Below are 15,321 nucleotides of genomic sequence, written 5' to 3' on the forward strand. Positions count from 1 at the left end.
ACATTGTGAGGATGGCTAATTTAACCGAGTATCCTGCGCCTAGAAGCCACAAGAACCCGGAGCCGCCGCCCACATGTCCCTTCATCAATCAACAATGTCAAAGAGCCGACAACCATACCGGACAGCTGTCCTACCCCGTTCCTTGCGTTCCGGGAGACCAGCGTCCGTTCCTGTTGGCGACCGTCGTTTCCGCCGTCCCTGTGGGGCAGCGCCGCGTCGGTGAAGGGGCATATATGGAGGGCTTCCCGAACCGTCAAACCCTTTTTGCAATTTTATTTCAGAATTTTTTGGGACTTGCCGGATAGAAGGACCCCGCGGCCATGAACGGTCCGGAAAACAGGAATGAAGATGGGTTTGCAGGACGCCGACGCAAGCGACGCCGGTTTTGGCTCGAAGATAAGAAGCGCGATCCTCTGGCGGTCGGGCAGCCAGATCGTGGCGCAGATGCTGAGTTGGGTCGTGACATTGGCCGTGATTCGAATGCTCGATCCCGCCGATTACGGTCTGTTCGCAATGACGCAGGTGATCCTGAACTTCGCGACCTTCCTCAACGGCTATGGGCTGGTGAGCGCGCTGGTGCAGTCCGAAACCGTCGAGACGCACAAATTGCGGCAGGCCTTCGGCATCATGCTGTTGCTGAACGGCGGACTTGCCCTGGCCCAGCTTGCGGTCGCTCCGCTGGCAGCTGCCTATTATGAGCAGCCCATGGTTGCGGATCTGCTGCGGGTGCAGGCGCTGCTCTATCTGTCGACGCCCTTCATCTCGATTCCCGAGGCGATCATGGGCCGGGCGATGGATTTCCGGCGGCCCGCGCTGGTCAACCTGATCGCGGCCATCGCGTCGGCGGCGGTGGCGCTGACCGGGGCGCTGTCGGGCTGGGGCGTCTGGACATTGGTGTTCGCGCCGATTGCGGGATTCTGGGTCAAGGGCATAGGCTATGTGCTGGCGACCGGGTTCATGCCGATTCCCAGCTTCGATTTCCGCGGGACCGGAGCGATGGTGGCCTATGGCGCGTCGCTGCTGGGGGGGCAGCTTTTCTGGATCGTGCAGAGTCAGGCCGACATCTTCATCGGCGGGCGGGTGCTGGAACCGCATCAACTGGGCCTTTATGCCGAAGCGCTGTTCCTGACGCAGATCTTCGTCAGCAAATTCATCCCGCCGCTCAACGACGTGGCCTTTCCTGCCTATGCGCGGATGCAGAAGGACCCGTCGCGAATCGCATGGTCCTTCTGCAAGGCGGTGCGGCTGCTGCTGCTGATTAGCTGCCCGGTCTATCTGGGCATGGCGGCGACGGCGGGGCCTTTGGTCGAGACGCTGTTCGGCGCGAAGTGGCGGGACATGGCGCCTTTCGTCGCGATTCTGGCGCTCGCCATGCCGTTCATGACGTTGCAGGTGATGTTCGCGCCGGTCAGCAATGCGCTGGGCCGGCCGGGGACGACGGCGCGGGTGTCGGCGGTGGGCGCGGTGCTGATGCCGGCGGCCTTCTTCATCGGGATTCGATTCGGGGCGATGGGGCTGGCCTGGGCATGGTTGTGCGCTTTCCCGATTCTGACGCTGATCACCGCCCAGCTGGCGGGCGCGCCGATGGGGTTGCGGCTGATCGACCTGATGCGGGCGACCGCACCGGGGCTTGGCTGCTCGCTGTTGATGGCTGCGGCGGTGATGGCGGTCGACCGGTTGCTGCCGCCCCTCGCCGCACCAATCCGGCTGGGGATATTGGTGCCGGCAGGCGGGCTTGCCTTTCTGGCCGCCCTGATGCTGTGCGCGCGGGGGACGCTGATGGAGCTGGTCGCGCTGGTCGTTCGGCGGGCCCCGCCGGTCGAGGCGCCCGCCTGAAACGGGTCAGGCGGTCTGGATATAGTCGCGCAGGGCGGCCGCTTCCGATTCGATCGAATCGATGCGGAACTTCACCAGATCGCCTATCGACACCAGCCCGACCAGCGCGCCGTCGACCACGACGGGCAGATGCCGGATGCGCCGCTTCGTCATTAGCGACAGGCAGTGGATGACGGGCGTCCGCTCGTCCGTGGTGATCGCCGGAGCCGTCATGATCTCCCCCACCGGACGCTCCAGAACCCCTGCCCCCTCCTGCGCCACGCGATAGACCAGGTCGCGTTCGGAGAAGATGCCGACCACCTTGCCGTCATCCACCACCGGGACGCAGCCGATCCGCCGCTCGGCCAGCAATTGCACCACCGACAGGACCGTGTCGCCCGATTGCACCTGGACGACATCCTGTCCCTTGCGTTGCAGAATCGCCGCGATCGTCATGGTCCGTCTCCCTGCCTGCCGGCTAAATGCCTCAGTCCCTTGATGATCCCACTTTCACACTCCAAAGGAAAGGGATGACGCACAGACAAGGACTTGATGACCCGCAGGTCGCGCAGGTCGCATGGCGGCGGTTCCGCCGCATCATGGGATGGATGGCGCTGGGCGGCGCATTGTGCGTCGGGGCGGCGCTGCTCTTCCTGCACTGGTGGGCGGGCCCCATGCCGATCCATATGGTCATCGCCACCATATTGGGCGTCTGGTTGACGTTCATGTTGGGGACGGGTCTGATGGCGCTGGCATTTCTGTCGAGCGGAACGGGACATGACGAACAGGTCATCGACCGGATGAAGGATGAGGTTTCCAGTGATGACTGACGAAAAGGGCGAAGTGGTGTTGCGCGTGGTGCCGCACATAACGGACATCAACGCCAATGGGCATATTTTCGGCGGCTGGGTGTTGAGCCAGATGGACATTGCCGGCGGCATCATCGCCGCCCGGATCGCCCGGGGCGCCGTAGCGACCGTCGCGATAGAGGGCATGACGTTCATTGCCCCGATCCTGCTGGGCGACATCGTGTCGGTCTATGCCCATGAGGAAAGGCGGGGACGGACATCGGTCGCCATCCGGATCGATGTCGTCGCGACGCGGGGACCGCAGGAGACGAAGGTTGAACTGACCAGCGGACTGTTCACCTTCGTCGCTTTGGATGAAAATCACCGGCCGCGTCCGCTGCCCACTGCCTGATCCCGTCAAGGCCGCGCCGGAAGCATGAAAAAGGGGACAGCGCAGCGGCACTGTCCCCTTTTCTTGACGCTCGTCCCCACCCATCCGGGCGGAACCGGCGCCTATTCGGCGGCTTCAGCAGCAGGCCGGGCCCGGCGGGTGCGCTTGCGCGGGGCTTCAGCGGCAGGTTCCGCATCATTGTCGGCGCGCGCGATCGAGGGCGGCAGCACCGCCAAGTCCAGACCGCCCTGGCCTTCCTCCTGCGCGGCCGCCGCCTTGCGCGGACGTCCGCGACGGGCGCGGGGAGCCTCAGCCTCGGGCTGCGATTCCGGAGCGGCCTGCGCGGGGGCCGACGGCTGAGGCGCGGTTTCGGGCTGCCGCTGTTCCACGGCTTCCTCGATGGCCACTTCCTCTACCGGCGAGCGTTCCCGACGCCGTTCGTTACGATCGTTGCGGTCGTTCCGGTCATTGCGATCGCGCCGATTGCGGTCGTTCCGGCCTTCGCGATAATCGCGCTGCTCGTCCCGACGGCGATCGAAGTCCTGCCCGCGGTCGCTCGCCTGATCGGCGCGCCCGTCCTCGCCCGCTTCGTCCCCGGCATCGAAATCGTCGAAATTCTCGTCGAAGCTTTCGTCGCGCGGGCGGAAGCGTTGCTGCTGCTCCTCCTGACGGGCGCGATTGTCGGCCAGCACGCGGAAATAATGGTCGGCAAACTGCAGATAATATTCCGCATTCACCCGATCGCCCGCCATCTGGGCATCGCGCGCCATATTCTTGTATTTTTCAAGAAGCTGGGCCGCATTGCCGCGCGCGCGGCTGTCGATCCGGTTGCCATTGTCACCGCCGCCCCGATTGCCACCGTTGGGCCGGCCATTATTGTTGTTCCGGCCGCGATTCCGGCGACCGGCCTGCCTGTTGTTGATCAAGAGCTGATCCTTGCGTTCACTTTGCCATCATTCACGGAAAAACACTGTTCAGTCGCCATCCTTCAGCACGGCCTGACCATCAGGCCGGATAAGGCTCCGCCAGGCAGGGGCCGAGCGATCGGCCTATGCCCTTGACCTGCCAGAGGCGCCTGCGCAGCAGCGCCGTCGTGACTTTGAAGGAGCGGGAAAACGGCCTTTTCTTGTCGCGGCCCCACAGGGCAGATCCTCAGGATAGTGCCGTCCCTAAGCTCCATGTAGTGGCTTCCCGGCCATAAACCAAGCAATTTTAGCTTGTGCCGGCGCAAATCCTTCGCCGGGTCAGACGGATGGAGCCAGGGTTGCGATCAGGCAGCGGTCATGACCGGCGAGATCGTGGCGGACCGCGACGCTAAGTCCTTGATCGGCAAGCAGGGTGGAGACGCTGAGCCGTTGGTCGTAGCCGATCTCGATGGCGGCCATCCCGTCCGGCGCCAGCAGCCGGGGCAGCATCGGCGCGATCCGGCGATAGTCGTCCAGCCCGTCCGCGCCTGCGAAAAGGGCGCTTTCGGGCTCATGGAGGACGTCGCCCGCCAACGCAACGTCGCGGGCGATATAGGGTGGATTGATCAGGATCAGGTCGAAGGAGCCGTCCATTCCCTCCGCCCAGTCGCCCATCCGGAAATCGGCGCGTTCGCTGAGATCCAGCCGATCGGCATTGCCCCGGGCGACCGCCAGCGCCGCCGGGGAAATATCGACGCCCACCCCGCTTGCCTGCGGCCATTGGCTGAGCGCCGCGAGCAGCAGCGCGCCGGAACCGGTGCCGAGGTCGAGGATGCGGGCGGGACTCCGCACGCCGAAATGGTCGAGAGCCGCCTCGATCAGCGTTTCGCTGTCAGGACGGGGAATGAGGACATCTGGCGTGACGCGCAGGCTGATCGTCCAGAAATCGCGCGCGCCGGTGATATAGGCGATGGGTTCGCCGGTCAGGCGGCGTTGGAGCAGCGTTTCGAAGCCGGGCGGGACGCTGAGGTCGCGCTGGCGCATCAGCAGCTCGTTGCGGTCGATCTCCAGCGCGTGGGCCAGGAGCAGTTCGGCGTCGAGGCGCGGGGTGGCGCTGATGAGGGCGAGGCGCTCGGTTGCCTGACGCAAGGCTGGAGCGACCCCCATATTTGTCATTCCCGCGAAAGCGGGAACCCATCTCCAGACGCTGCACCAAGTCGCAACTTATGGGAGATGGATTCCCGCCTACGCGGGAATGACGGATGGTGCTGAGAGGGCGACGGCATCACGCCACGCCGTCCAGTTGGGCGAGGCGGGCGGCTTCGTCCTCCGCCACCAGCGCGTCGATGACTTCGGACAGGCCCGGCCCTTCCAATATTTCCGGCAGGCGGTGCAGGGTCAGGTTGATGCGATGGTCCGTCACCCGCCCTTGCGGGAAATTATAGGTGCGGATGCGTTCGGACCGATCGCCGGAGCCCACCATCGCCTTGCGCGCACCGGCCTGTTCGCTCTGGGCGCGCTCGCGTTCCATCTCATACAGGCGGGCGCGCAGCACCTGCATCGCCTTGGCCTTGTTCTTATGCTGGGATCGCTCGTCCTGCTGCGTCACCACGATGCCGGAGGGCAAGTGGGTGATGCGCACGGCGGAATCGGTGGTGTTGACGTGCTGGCCGCCCGCGCCGGACGCCCGGTAGATGTCGATCTTGAGGTCGCTGTCCGCGATCTGGACGTCGACCTCCTCCGGTTCCGGCAGCACCGCGACGGTGGCGGCGGAGGTGTGGATGCGTCCTCCGCTTTCCGTGACCGGAACGCGCTGGACACGGTGGACGCCGCTTTCGAACTTCAGCTTGGCGAAGACGCCGGTGCCGGTGACGCTGGCGACGACCTCCTTATAACCCCCGACTTCGGAGGCGTTGGCGGAAATGAGTTCCATCTTCCAGCCCTGCGCGTCGGCATAGCGCTGGTACATGCGGAACAGGTCGCCCGCGAACAGCGCGGCTTCGTCGCCGCCGGTGCCTGCGCGGATTTCCAGCATGGCCGGGCGGGCATCGGCGGCATCCTTCGGCAGCAATTGCAGCGCGAGGGCGCGTTCGGCGTCAGGCAACCGACTCTTGATCAGTTGCATCTCTTCCTGCGCCATTTCGCGCATCAGCGGATCGGAATCCGCATCCTCGCCGCCCGCCATATATTCCAGCGCGCTCAGTTCCTGGCGCAAGCGGCGGACCTCATGGGCGGCCTTCGCCACCGGCTCGATCTCCGCATATTCCTTGGACAGCCGCACGAACTCCTCCGGCGCGAGGTCGGCACGCGTCATCGACGCCTGCACCTCGTCCCGGCGCGCCTCGATCTGCGCGATGCGTTCGGCGGAGATATGCATCAGCGCGTTGCCAGTTTCCCGATCAGCGCATCTAGGGCGACGGCTTCCTGTTCGCCCGTGCCGAGATTGCGGACGGCCGCCTCGCCCCGCGCCAGTTCGTCGTCCCCTAGGATCACCGCCCAGGCCGCGCCCGAAGCATTGGCCCGCTGCATCCGCTTCTTCATGTTGCCGCGATAGCCCATGTCGCAGGCAATGCCCGCGCGGCGCAGGTCGGCGATGATGCCGGTGGCCCTGACTTCGGCGGCTTCGCCCATGGGTATGACGGCGACGGTCGGGCCGGCAATCTCCGGCATATCCACCAGCATCGCCAGCCGCTCGATCCCCGCCGCCCAGCCGACCGCCGGAGTCGAGGGGCCGCCGAGATTCTCGATCAGCCCGTCATAGCGCCCCCCGCCCAGCACCGTGCCCTGCGCGCCGAGCCGGTCGGTGATGAACTCGAACGCCGTGTGGCGGTAATAATCGAGGCCGCGCACCAGCCGGGCGTTGCGCTCCCACGCCACACCCGCCGCGTCGAGGCCCGCCGTCACCTTTTCGAAGAAGCTGCGCGCTTCATCGGTCAGATAGGCGTCGATGTCCGGCGCGCTGTCCGCCACCGGACGGTCGCGTGGGTCCTTGCTGTCGAGGATGCGCAGCGGATTGCGGTGCAGGCGATCAAGGCTCTCTTCCGAAAGCTGATCCCGATGCGCCTCGAAATGCGCGATCAGCGCGGCGCGCCACGCTTCGCGGCTCGGGCCGTCGCCCAGCGTGTTGAGGTTGAGCGTCACGCCTTCCGATACGCCCAGTTCCCGCAGCAACTGGTCGGCCAGCACCAGCAGTTCCACGTCCGCGCCCGGCTCGCCCGCGCCGATGACCTCGGCGTCGAGTTGGTGGAACTGGCGGAAGCGGCCCTTTTGCGGACGCTCGTAGCGGAACAGTGGGCCGTGGGTCGCGACCTTCAGCGGCGCATATTGCTGCCAACCCTCGGTGATATAGGCGCGGGAAATGCCCGCGGTGAATTCCGGGCGCAGGGTGATGCTGTCGCCGCCGCGATCCTCGAACGTGTACATTTCCTTGGAAACGACGTCCGTGCTTTCGCCCAGCGAGCGGGCGAACACCGCCGTCGATTCGAACACCGGCACTTCCACCCGCTGGAATCCGTAGAGCCTGCGCACCCGGTCGAAGGTCGCGACCACATGGGCGAAACGTTCCTGAAACGCTTCGCTCGTGCCGCCCAGCATGTCCTGCGTGCCGCGCACCGGGCGCGGGGTTTCGATCTTCGCCATGGGGGAGCGCCTTTAACGATAAAGACGGCTCAAGGAAACGCGCTTTTTTGTCGTAAAATATGCCAAGAAGAGTTGGGGGTGGACGAGAGCGGAATGGCTCGCCATGCTGTTGTTATACGGTCGTTCGACCGCACGCTTTTTCGGAGATGTTCATGATCCGCAGCCTTGCTGCCGCCCTTTTCCTTTCCACGGCGATCGCAACCCCGCTGATCGCGCAGGATGCGATCCGCTCCAAACCTACGGCGCTGCCGGTCGACTATGCCGCGCCGGCGCCCAAGGATGCGCCCTATCCCGGCGGCACGATCAGGCTGGAGGTCGACGCCACCGATACGGTGCAGCGCATCTTCCGGGTGAAGGAAACCATCCCCGTCGCCGCCGCCGGGCCGATGACGCTGCTGATGCCGCAATGGCTGCCGGGCAACCATGCGCCGCGCGGACAGATCGAGAAGCTGACCGGCCTCAGCTTCACGGCCGACGGCAAGCCGCTGGCGTGGAAGCGCGATCCGCTCAACGTCTATGGCTTTGTGATCGACGTGCCGCAGGGGACGAAACAGGTCGTCGCATCCTTTCAGTTCCTGTCCGCCACCCAGCCCAATCAGGGCCGCGTCGTCGTCACGCCCAAGATGCTCAATATCCAGTGGGAGTCGGTGTCGCTCTATCCGGCAGGCTATTATACGCGGCAGATTCCGATCCAGGCGACCGTCACCTATCCCGACGGCTGGCAGGCCGCGACAGCCTTGCGGGGCAAGAAGACCGGATCGACCGTCGCCTATGAGACGATCGACTATGAAGCCTTGCAGGATTCGCCGGTGTTCGCGGGCCTTCATTTCAAGCCCGTGGACCTCGGCCATAATGTGACGCTCAACATCGTCGCGGACGATGCCGACGAACTGGACGCCAAACCCGACCAGATCGCCAGGCACAAGAAGCTGGTCGATGAAGCGGGCGCGCTGTTCGGCACCTATCATTTCGACCATTATGACTTCCTGTTCGCCATTACCGACGAGATGGGCGGCATCGGGCTGGAGCATCACCGGTCGTCGGAGAATCAGGTCGAGCCGGGCTATTTCAAGAAATGGGGCGACGGCGATGCGCTGCTGGACCGCAACCTCTTGCCGCATGAATTCACCCATAGCTGGGACGGCAAGTTCCGCCGTCCGGACCTGCTGTGGACACCCGATTTCAACGTGCCGATGCAGGACAATCTGCTGTGGGTCTATGAAGGGCAGACGCAGTTCTGGGGCTATGTGCTGGGGGCGCGGTCCGGGCTGTTCTCCAAGCAGGAAACGCTGGACGCCTATGCCCATATCGCGGCCAAGCTGGATACGGCGCGGGGCCGCGAGTGGCGCCCGATGGAGGACACCACCCATGATCCCATCATCTCCGCCCGCCGTCCCAAGGGCTGGTCGAGCTGGCAGCGGTCGGAGGATTATTACAATGAAGGCCTGATGATCTGGCTGGAAGCGGATGCGATCATCCGCCAGCAGACCAGGGGCGCCAAGGGCCTGGACGATTTCGCCAGGGCCTTTTTCGGCATCAATCCGGGCGATTGGGGACAGGTCGTCTATAATCGCGGCGACGTCATCAAGACGCTCAACGCAGTCGCGCCCTATGACTGGGCGGGCTTCTTCCAGAAATATGTCGACAGCACGACCAGGGAGACACCCAAGGGCGGCTTCACGCTGGGCGGCTACAGGCTGGTCTATGGCGACACGCCGGGGGCCATCACCAAGGCGGCCGAAGGATCGGGCAAGTTCACCGACCAGAGCTTCGGCATCGGCATGATCGTCAAGAATGACGGCGAGATCAGCAACGTCGTCTGGGACAGTCCGGCCTTCAAGGCTGGCCTGGCGACCGGATCGAAGATCCTCGCGATCAATGGCGATGAATATTCGGGCGATGTGTTCAAGGCGGCGATCAAGTCCGGAAAGCCGCTCCAGATCATAGTGAAGCAGGACAAATATTATCGCACTTTGACCCTCGCATATTCCGGCGGCCTGCGCTATCCGCGCCTCGAAAAGACAGGAGAGGGTGAAGGCAGCCTGGACCGGCTGCTGAAACCGAAAACATAATCACCCGTAGCGCCAACGCGTATCGAAAAAGGCTTGAAGTCCCATGAATATCGAACTGATCCCGGTGGGCGACGATCCGCCCAACAGCCTGAATGTCATCATCGAGGTTCCGGTCGGTGGCGAGCCCGTCAAATATGAGTTCGACAAGGCGTCGGGCGCGCTGTTCGTGGACCGCATCCTGCATACGCCGATGCGCTATCCGGCCAATTACGGCTTTGTGCCGCACACGCTGTCGCCCGATGGCGATCCGCTGGACGCGCTGGTCATCGCCCGCTCGCCCTTCATTCCCGGCGCCGTGGTCGCGGCCCGCCCGATCGCCGTGCTGAATCTGGAGGATGAAGCGGGCGGCGACGAAAAGCTGGTCTGCGTGCCGGCGGATTCGGTCTTCCCCTATTATTCGAACGTTGGTGAGAAGGACGACCTGCCCGGCATCGTCATGGAGCAGATCGAGCATTTCTTCACCCACTATAAGGATCTGGAAAAGAAGAAGTGGGTGCGCATCGGCACCTGGGGCGGCGCGGAAGACGCCAAGCGCATCACCCTGGAAGCGATCGAACGCTACAAGGCTGAGAAGCAGGCCGCCTGAAGCGCTGCGAAATACTGAACGAAAGAGGGGCCGCGTAGCTTATCTGCGCGGCCCCTCTTCATTTTGTCTGATCGATGAAGCGCCGCGCGTTGGAATCGGTGAAGATGGCCGTCCGCTGCGCCACTCCCCAAAGACAGAGGCGATGAATGCCGTAATGACCGGCTGCCTCCACCACCCATTCAATCCGGGCGCATGGCTTCCGCAACCAGGGCTTCGGCCTCGATGAGCAGGGCATCCTCCACCTCATGCTGGGCGACCTGCTCGCGTCCGATGAGGATCAGCACGGGGACGGCGAGCGGGCTCACCCGGTCGAGATCGACATGCAGCATGGTGGCCGAGGCGCGGTCGATCAGGTCGCCCAACCGTCCCACGTCGGTCATCCGTGCGCGGGCGTCGGCCCAGGCCGCCTTCAGCAGCAGATGATCGGGCTGATATTTGCGCAGCACGTCGTAGATGAGGTCGGTCGAGAAAGTGACCTGCCGACCCGTCTTGCGCTTGCCGGGATGCTGGCGCTCTATCAGGCCGGAAATGACGGCCACGTCGCGAAAGGCGCGCTTGAGCAGGCTCGACTGTTCGACCCATTCGATGAATTCATGATCCAATATGTCGGCCGAAAAGAGGCTCTGCGGGTCGGTGATCGGCTTCAGCCCATAAACGGCCAGCGCATAGTCGTTGGAAACGAAGCCCATCGGCATCAGCCCCTGCGCATCCATGCGGCGGGTCAGCAGCATGCCCAGCGACTGATGCGCGTTCCAGCCTTCGAAACTGTAGCAGACCAGATAGTGCCGTCCCTCATGCGGGAATGTCTCGATCAGCAATTGCCCCGGTTCGGGCAGGGCCGAGCGATATTTCTGCACCTCCAGCCATTCGCGCACATCGTCGGGAAAGCGGGACCATTGCTCCGGTTCGGCCAGGAAGTGGCGGACGCGGTCGGCCAGCCGCGTGGACATGGCCATGCGCGTGCCGCCCCAGCTGGGGATGCGTGCCTGTCTGGAAGTCGCGCGGACGATGAGGTCGGTGCTGTCCATACGGACCACTTCCAATGCGGTGCCGGAAAAGAAGAAGCAGTCGCCGGGGCTCAAGGTGGCGGCGAAGCCCTCCTCCACCGTGCCGAGCTTGCGCCCATTGGCGAAGCGGACGGCGAGCGCCGGCTGGTCGACGATGATGCCGGCGTTGAGGCGATGCTGCTGGATGAAGCGCGGATGGGAGACGCGCCATAGACCGTCAGGTCCAAGCGTCAGCCGCTTGAAGCGGTCATAGGCGCGCAGGGCATAGCCGCCGCCCTCGATGAAATGGAGGACATTGGCAAAGGCTTCCTCCGTCAACGCGCCATAGGGGGTGGCCGACCGGACTTCCGCCAGCAGATCTTCCGCCCGAAAGGGCGCTGCGCAGGCGAGGCCCATGACATGCTGGGCAAGGACGTCCAGGCTGCCCGGACGGAAATCGTCGGTGTCGCGCTCGCCCGCCTCCACCGCGTCCAGCGCCGCGCGGGCTTCGAGATATTCGAAACGGTTGCCGGGGATGAGGATCGCCTCGGACGCCATGTCGAGGCGGTGATTGGCCCGCCCGATGCGCTGGAGCAGGCGCGAACTGCCCTTGGGGGCGCCCATCTGGATCACGCAGTCCACATTGCCCCAGTCGACGCCGAGATCGAGCGAGGCGGTGGCGACCAGCGCGCGCAACCTGCCGGCCGCCATCGCCGCCTCCACCTTCCTTCGGGCTTCGATGGAAAGGCTGCCATGATGGATGGCGATGGGCAGGTTCGCCTCGTTCACCGACCAGAGTTCCTGGAAGATCAGTTCCGCCAGGCCGCGCGTGTTGCAGAAGACCAATGTCGTGGCGCGGCGCTCGATCTCCTCCATCACCTGCCGGGCGGCATATTTGCCGGAGTGGCCGGACCAGGGAATGCGCCCTTCGGGGATGAGGATGGCGACATGGGGATCGGCGCCCGCCTCTCCCAAGACCGGAGTGACGGCGCCGATGTCCCCGTCCGGGGCCAGCCAGGCCCGATAGGCATCGACATCGGCGACGGTCGCCGACAGCGCCACGCGGCGAAGGCCCGGATTGATGCTCTGGAGGCGGGACAGGGAAAGGTTGAGGATGTCGCCGCGCTTTTGCGTGGCGAAGGCGTGGACCTCATCGATGATGACCGTCTTCAGGCCTGGGAACATCAGGAAGCTGTCGGGATAACTCAGCAGCAACGACAGCGATTCCGGCGTGGTGAGCAGGATTTGCGGCGGGCGGGCGCGCTGGCGCGCCTTGCGGTCGGAAGGGGTGTCGCCGGTGCGGGTTTCCACCCGGATCGGCAGGCCCATTTCCTCGATGGGCGTCAGAAGGTTGCGCCGCACGTCGACGGCGAGCGCCTTGAGGGGCGAGACATAGAGGGTGTGGAGACCCTCACCGGGATTTTCGATGAGGTCGGCCAGGGTCGGCAGGAAGCCGGCGAGCGTCTTGCCCGCGCCGGTGGGCGCGACGAGCAGCGCGTGGTCGCCGGATCGGGCAGCGCTCAGCATGTCGATCTGGTGGCGGCGGGGCGTCCAGCCGCGTGAGGTGAACCATTGCTCCAGCGGTTCGGGTAGGCGTTGGTTCATGGGGAGGATGTAGGATGAGAAGACATAAACGTCATCCTGTTCAACGCTACCTCGCCTCAAAACGCTCCGCGCTCCTGCGCAGGAATATGGAGCGCATAGTAATTTAACTTTGGTTTCATGAAATAATCTAACAATCCGCTCTGGCTCCTTCCCCCCCGAAAGCGTTACACTCCCTGCCATCGCAGCGGCGCAACAGACGCCGCAAACATGCAGGAGATCATCGATGAACGGCGAAACCGAAGCCGACCTCACGGGCGCGGAACCCACGCGCAACCGCCGCCGCCCCAAGCAACCGATCATGGAAATCGAAGGCCGCAAGCTGAAGCCCGCGACGTTGATGATGGGCCATGGCTATGATCCCACTCTGTCCGAAGGCTCGCTGAAGCCGCCGATCTTCCTCACCTCCACCTTCGCCTTCGAAAGCGCCGCAGCGGGCAAGCGGCATTTCGAGGGGGTGACCGGCATCCGTCCGGGCGGCGCCGAAGGCCTCGTCTATTCGCGCTTCAATGGGCCGAATCAGGAGATTGCGGAGGACCGGCTGTCGGTCTGGGAAGAGGCGGAGGACGCCCTGCTCTTTTCCAGCGGCATGTCCGCCATTGCAACGACCTTGCTGGCTTTGGTGCAGCCGGGCGACGTGATCGTCCATTCGGCGCCGCTCTATGCCGCGACCGAATCGCTGATCGGACGCATCCTCGGCAAGTTCGGCGTGCAGTGGCTGGATTTCCCCGCGGGCGCGAGCGAGGAGGAGATCGGCGCGGTGATCGACCGGGCCAAGGCGCTGGGCCGCGTGGCGCTGATCTATCTGGAAAGCCCGGCCAATCCGACCAATGTCCTCGTCGATCTGGAGGCGGTAGTTGCGCGGCGCGACTTTTCCTTCGCAGGCGAAGAATATCGACCGCCCATCGCCATCGACAATACTTTCCTGGGGCCGCTCTGGCTGCATCCGCTGAGCCATGGGGCGGATCTCGTCATCTACAGCCTCACCAAATATGCGGGCGGGCACAGCGATCTGGTCGCGGGCGGGGTGCTGGGGTCCAATGCGCTGATCAACACCATCCGGCTGATGCGGAACACCATCGGCACGATCCTGGACCCGCATTCCGCCTGGATGCTGCTGCGGTCGCTGGAGACGCTGGAACTGCGCATGAGCCGCGCGGGCGAGAATGCGGCCAGGGTCTGCGCCTGGCTGAAGGACCAGCCGCAGGTGGAGAAGGTCGTCTATCTCGGCTTTCCGGAGACCGAACGACAGGCGGACATCTACCGCCGGCATTGCACGGGCGCAGGATCGACCTTCTCGCTTTACCTGAAGGGCGGCGAGGCGGAGGCCTTCGCCTTTCTGGACGCGCTGAAGATCGCCAAGCTGGCCGTCAGCCTGGGCGGGACAGAGACGCTGGCGAGCCATCCGGCGGCGATGACGCATCTGTCCGTCCCCGCCGAACGCAAGAAGGCGCTGGCGATCAGCGACAATATGGTGCGCATCTCCATCGGCTGCGAGGATGCGGAAGATCTGATCGCGGACTTCGCCCAGGCCTTGCGGGCGGTGGGATGAGGGAAGCGCGCCCCGTGATACTGGTGGCGCAGCCGCATCTGGCGCCGCTGCTGGACGTGCTGGCCCCCCATTATGACGTCATGGCCTTGTGGGAGGAGAGCGGGCAGGCGCGGCTGGCGGAGGCCGAAGCGCTGGTGACGGCGGGCGAGTTCCGGCTCGACCCGGCGATGCTGGAGCGGATGGCGGCGCTGCGGCTGATCGCCTGTTTCACCGTGGGCTATGACGGGGTGGACCTCGACTGGGCACGGGCGCGCGGCGTGGCCGTGACCCATGCGGGGGACGCGAATGCGGCGGATGTCGCGGATCATGCCCTGGGGCTGATCCTCGCGCACCGGCGGCAGATCGTGCTGGGCGACCGGCAGGTGCGGTCGGGTGAATGGAGCGCGGGCGCGAAGATGCTCACCCGATCCATGGCGGGCGCGGGGATCGGGATCGTCGGCATGGGGAGCATCGGGGTCGCCTTGGCCGAACGGGCCGGGGCGATGCGGATGCGGGTCGGATGGTGGGGGCCACGAGACAAGCCGGAACTGCGCTGGCCACGGGCGCAAAGTCTGGCGGCGCTGGCGCGGGACAGTGACGTCATGGTGGTGGCGGCCAGGGCGACCGAGGAGAATCGCGGGATGATCGATGCGTCCGTGATGGACGCGCTGGGGGCACAAGGGCTGCTGGTGAATGTCGCGCGGGGGCAATTGGTGGATGAGGATGCACTGATCGCGGCTCTGCGCGAGGGACGGCTGGGCGGAGCGGCGCTGGACGTGTTCGAGAGCGAGCCTACGCCCGCGGCGCGCTGGGCCGATGTGCCGAATATCGTGCTGACCCCGCATACAGGCGGCGCGACCTATGAGGCGGTCGGGCGGATGCGGGACATGCTGTTGGCGAATCTCGCCGCGCATTTTGCCGGGGAGGCGCTGGTTTCGCCGGTGATTTAACCGCGCATCATGCTCCTGCGAAGGCAGGAGGACCTCATCCTATGCCGCCATCGAGC

General features: G+C 64.9%; 14 protein-coding genes. 8 read left to right on the forward strand and 6 right to left on the reverse strand.

The window, feature by feature from the left end; genetic code table 11:
* Both EWH10_RS21915 and EWH10_RS19445 read left to right on the forward strand, forming a co-directional pair.
* The coding region (locus tag EWH10_RS21915; protein WP_207212593.1) for a hypothetical protein at positions 1 to 305 on the forward strand (305 nt) is incomplete at its 5' end.
* 43 nt (positions 306 to 348) lie between these two features.
* Positions 349 to 1,836, forward strand: a complete 1,488-nt coding sequence (locus tag EWH10_RS19445) for a lipopolysaccharide biosynthesis protein (RefSeq protein ID WP_170825580.1) — start codon at positions 349 to 351, stop codon at positions 1,834 to 1,836.
* Positions 1,837 to 1,842: 6 nt separating this feature from the next.
* On the opposite strand, the gene EWH10_RS19450 is transcribed toward EWH10_RS19445, so the two are convergent.
* Positions 1,843 to 2,271: a CBS domain-containing protein gene (locus EWH10_RS19450; RefSeq protein ID WP_044660616.1), complete on the reverse strand. Its 429-nt coding sequence runs from the start codon at positions 2,269 to 2,271 to the stop codon at positions 1,843 to 1,845.
* Between the two features lie 74 nt (positions 2,272 to 2,345).
* Here EWH10_RS19450 and EWH10_RS19455 point away from each other — a divergent pair, with 74 nt between their 5' ends.
* Together EWH10_RS19455 and EWH10_RS19460 are read left to right on the forward strand one after the other, a co-directional pair.
* On the forward strand, positions 2,346 to 2,645 hold the full coding sequence (locus EWH10_RS19455; RefSeq protein ID WP_044660615.1) for a hypothetical protein: 300 nt from the start codon (positions 2,346 to 2,348) through the stop codon (positions 2,643 to 2,645).
* Positions 2,638 to 3,015 carry an acyl-CoA thioesterase gene (locus EWH10_RS19460; RefSeq protein ID WP_025550743.1) on the forward strand — a complete coding sequence of 126 codons (378 nt, stop codon included), beginning with the start codon at positions 2,638 to 2,640 and terminating at the stop codon, positions 3,013 to 3,015. Before EWH10_RS19455 ends, EWH10_RS19460 begins: the two co-directional genes overlap by 8 nt.
* A 101-nt stretch (positions 3,016 to 3,116) precedes the next feature.
* Here the strand turns inward: EWH10_RS19460 and EWH10_RS19465 are convergent, their stop codons facing one another.
* The 4 genes from EWH10_RS19465 to hisS all read right to left on the reverse strand — a co-directional run bounded on the left by EWH10_RS19465 (position 3,117) and on the right by hisS (position 7,538).
* Complete coding sequence (locus EWH10_RS19465) at positions 3,117 to 3,920, reverse strand: DUF4167 domain-containing protein (protein ID WP_044660614.1); 804 nt, start codon at positions 3,918 to 3,920, stop codon at positions 3,117 to 3,119.
* Between the two features lie 318 nt (positions 3,921 to 4,238).
* Positions 4,239 to 5,066, reverse strand: coding sequence for a peptide chain release factor N(5)-glutamine methyltransferase (gene prmC / locus EWH10_RS19470; protein WP_044660613.1), 828 nt, complete (start codon positions 5,064 to 5,066; stop codon positions 4,239 to 4,241).
* A 118-nt stretch (positions 5,067 to 5,184) separates the two neighbouring features.
* Complete coding sequence (gene prfA, locus EWH10_RS19475; protein ID WP_044660612.1) at positions 5,185 to 6,276, reverse strand: peptide chain release factor 1; 1,092 nt, start codon at positions 6,274 to 6,276, stop codon at positions 5,185 to 5,187.
* Positions 6,276 to 7,538, reverse strand: coding sequence for a histidine--tRNA ligase (hisS, locus tag EWH10_RS19480; RefSeq protein WP_044660611.1), 1,263 nt, complete (start codon positions 7,536 to 7,538; stop codon positions 6,276 to 6,278). The genes prfA and hisS overlap by 1 nt, the downstream gene beginning before the upstream one ends.
* 152 nt (positions 7,539 to 7,690) lie before the next feature.
* On the opposite strand from hisS, the gene EWH10_RS19485 reads away from it, so the two are divergent.
* Together EWH10_RS19485 and ppa are read left to right on the forward strand one after the other, a co-directional pair.
* Positions 7,691 to 9,610 (forward strand): M61 family metallopeptidase, encoded by a 1,920-nt coding sequence (locus EWH10_RS19485; RefSeq protein WP_044662861.1) that lies wholly within the window; start codon positions 7,691 to 7,693, stop codon positions 9,608 to 9,610.
* A 43-nt stretch (positions 9,611 to 9,653) separates the two neighbouring features.
* Positions 9,654 to 10,196, forward strand: a complete 543-nt coding sequence (gene ppa, locus EWH10_RS19490) for an inorganic diphosphatase (RefSeq protein ID WP_025550754.1) — start codon at positions 9,654 to 9,656, stop codon at positions 10,194 to 10,196.
* A 179-nt stretch (positions 10,197 to 10,375) separates the two neighbouring features.
* Here ppa and EWH10_RS19495 read toward each other — a convergent pair whose 3' ends face one another.
* Positions 10,376 to 12,787, reverse strand: coding sequence for a ligase-associated DNA damage response DEXH box helicase (locus EWH10_RS19495; RefSeq protein ID WP_044660610.1), 2,412 nt, complete (start codon positions 12,785 to 12,787; stop codon positions 10,376 to 10,378).
* A gap of 223 nt (positions 12,788 to 13,010) precedes the next feature.
* Here EWH10_RS19495 and EWH10_RS19500 point away from each other — a divergent pair, with 223 nt between their 5' ends.
* The gene (locus tag EWH10_RS19500) at positions 13,011 to 14,336 is read left to right on the forward strand and encodes a cystathionine gamma-synthase family protein (RefSeq protein WP_044660609.1); all 1,326 of its coding nucleotides are present in this window, start codon (positions 13,011 to 13,013) and stop codon (positions 14,334 to 14,336) included.
* Positions 14,333 to 15,265, forward strand: coding sequence for a 2-hydroxyacid dehydrogenase (locus EWH10_RS19505; protein ID WP_065846199.1), 933 nt, complete (start codon positions 14,333 to 14,335; stop codon positions 15,263 to 15,265). Before EWH10_RS19500 ends, EWH10_RS19505 begins: the two co-directional genes overlap by 4 nt.
* The last annotated feature ends 56 nt before the right edge of the window (positions 15,266 to 15,321 follow it).

The sequence above is a fragment of the Sphingobium fuliginis genome (genome assembly GCF_004152845.1).
Taxonomy (GTDB): Bacteria; Pseudomonadota; Alphaproteobacteria; order Sphingomonadales; family Sphingomonadaceae; genus Sphingobium; species Sphingobium fuliginis.

What these genes read in the sequence shown, in the direction of transcription:
- ppa (WP_025550754.1), top strand. Translation starts at nt 9,654, where the DNA reads ATGAATATCGAACTGATCCCGGTGGGCGACGATCCGCCCAACAGCCTG.
- prfA (WP_044660612.1), bottom strand. Translation starts at nt 6,276, where the DNA reads ATGCATATCTCCGCCGAACGCATCGCGCAGATCGAGGCGCGCCGGGAC.
- EWH10_RS19450 (WP_044660616.1), bottom strand. Translation starts at nt 2,271, where the DNA reads ATGACGATCGCGGCGATTCTGCAACGCAAGGGACAGGATGTCGTCCAG.
- EWH10_RS19500 (WP_044660609.1), top strand. Translation starts at nt 13,011, where the DNA reads ATGAACGGCGAAACCGAAGCCGACCTCACGGGCGCGGAACCCACGCGC.
- EWH10_RS19445 (WP_170825580.1), top strand. Translation starts at nt 349, where the DNA reads ATGGGTTTGCAGGACGCCGACGCAAGCGACGCCGGTTTTGGCTCGAAG.
- prmC (WP_044660613.1), bottom strand. Translation starts at nt 5,066, where the DNA reads ATGGGGGTCGCTCCAGCCTTGCGTCAGGCAACCGAGCGCCTCGCCCTC.
- EWH10_RS19495 (WP_044660610.1), bottom strand. Translation starts at nt 12,787, where the DNA reads ATGAACCAACGCCTACCCGAACCGCTGGAGCAATGGTTCACCTCACGC.
- EWH10_RS19505 (WP_065846199.1), top strand. Translation starts at nt 14,333, where the DNA reads ATGAGGGAAGCGCGCCCCGTGATACTGGTGGCGCAGCCGCATCTGGCG.
- EWH10_RS19485 (WP_044662861.1), top strand. Translation starts at nt 7,691, where the DNA reads ATGATCCGCAGCCTTGCTGCCGCCCTTTTCCTTTCCACGGCGATCGCA.
- hisS (WP_044660611.1), bottom strand. Translation starts at nt 7,538, where the DNA reads ATGGCGAAGATCGAAACCCCGCGCCCGGTGCGCGGCACGCAGGACATG.
- EWH10_RS19455 (WP_044660615.1), top strand. Translation starts at nt 2,346, where the DNA reads ATGACGCACAGACAAGGACTTGATGACCCGCAGGTCGCGCAGGTCGCA.
- EWH10_RS19460 (WP_025550743.1), top strand. Translation starts at nt 2,638, where the DNA reads ATGACTGACGAAAAGGGCGAAGTGGTGTTGCGCGTGGTGCCGCACATA.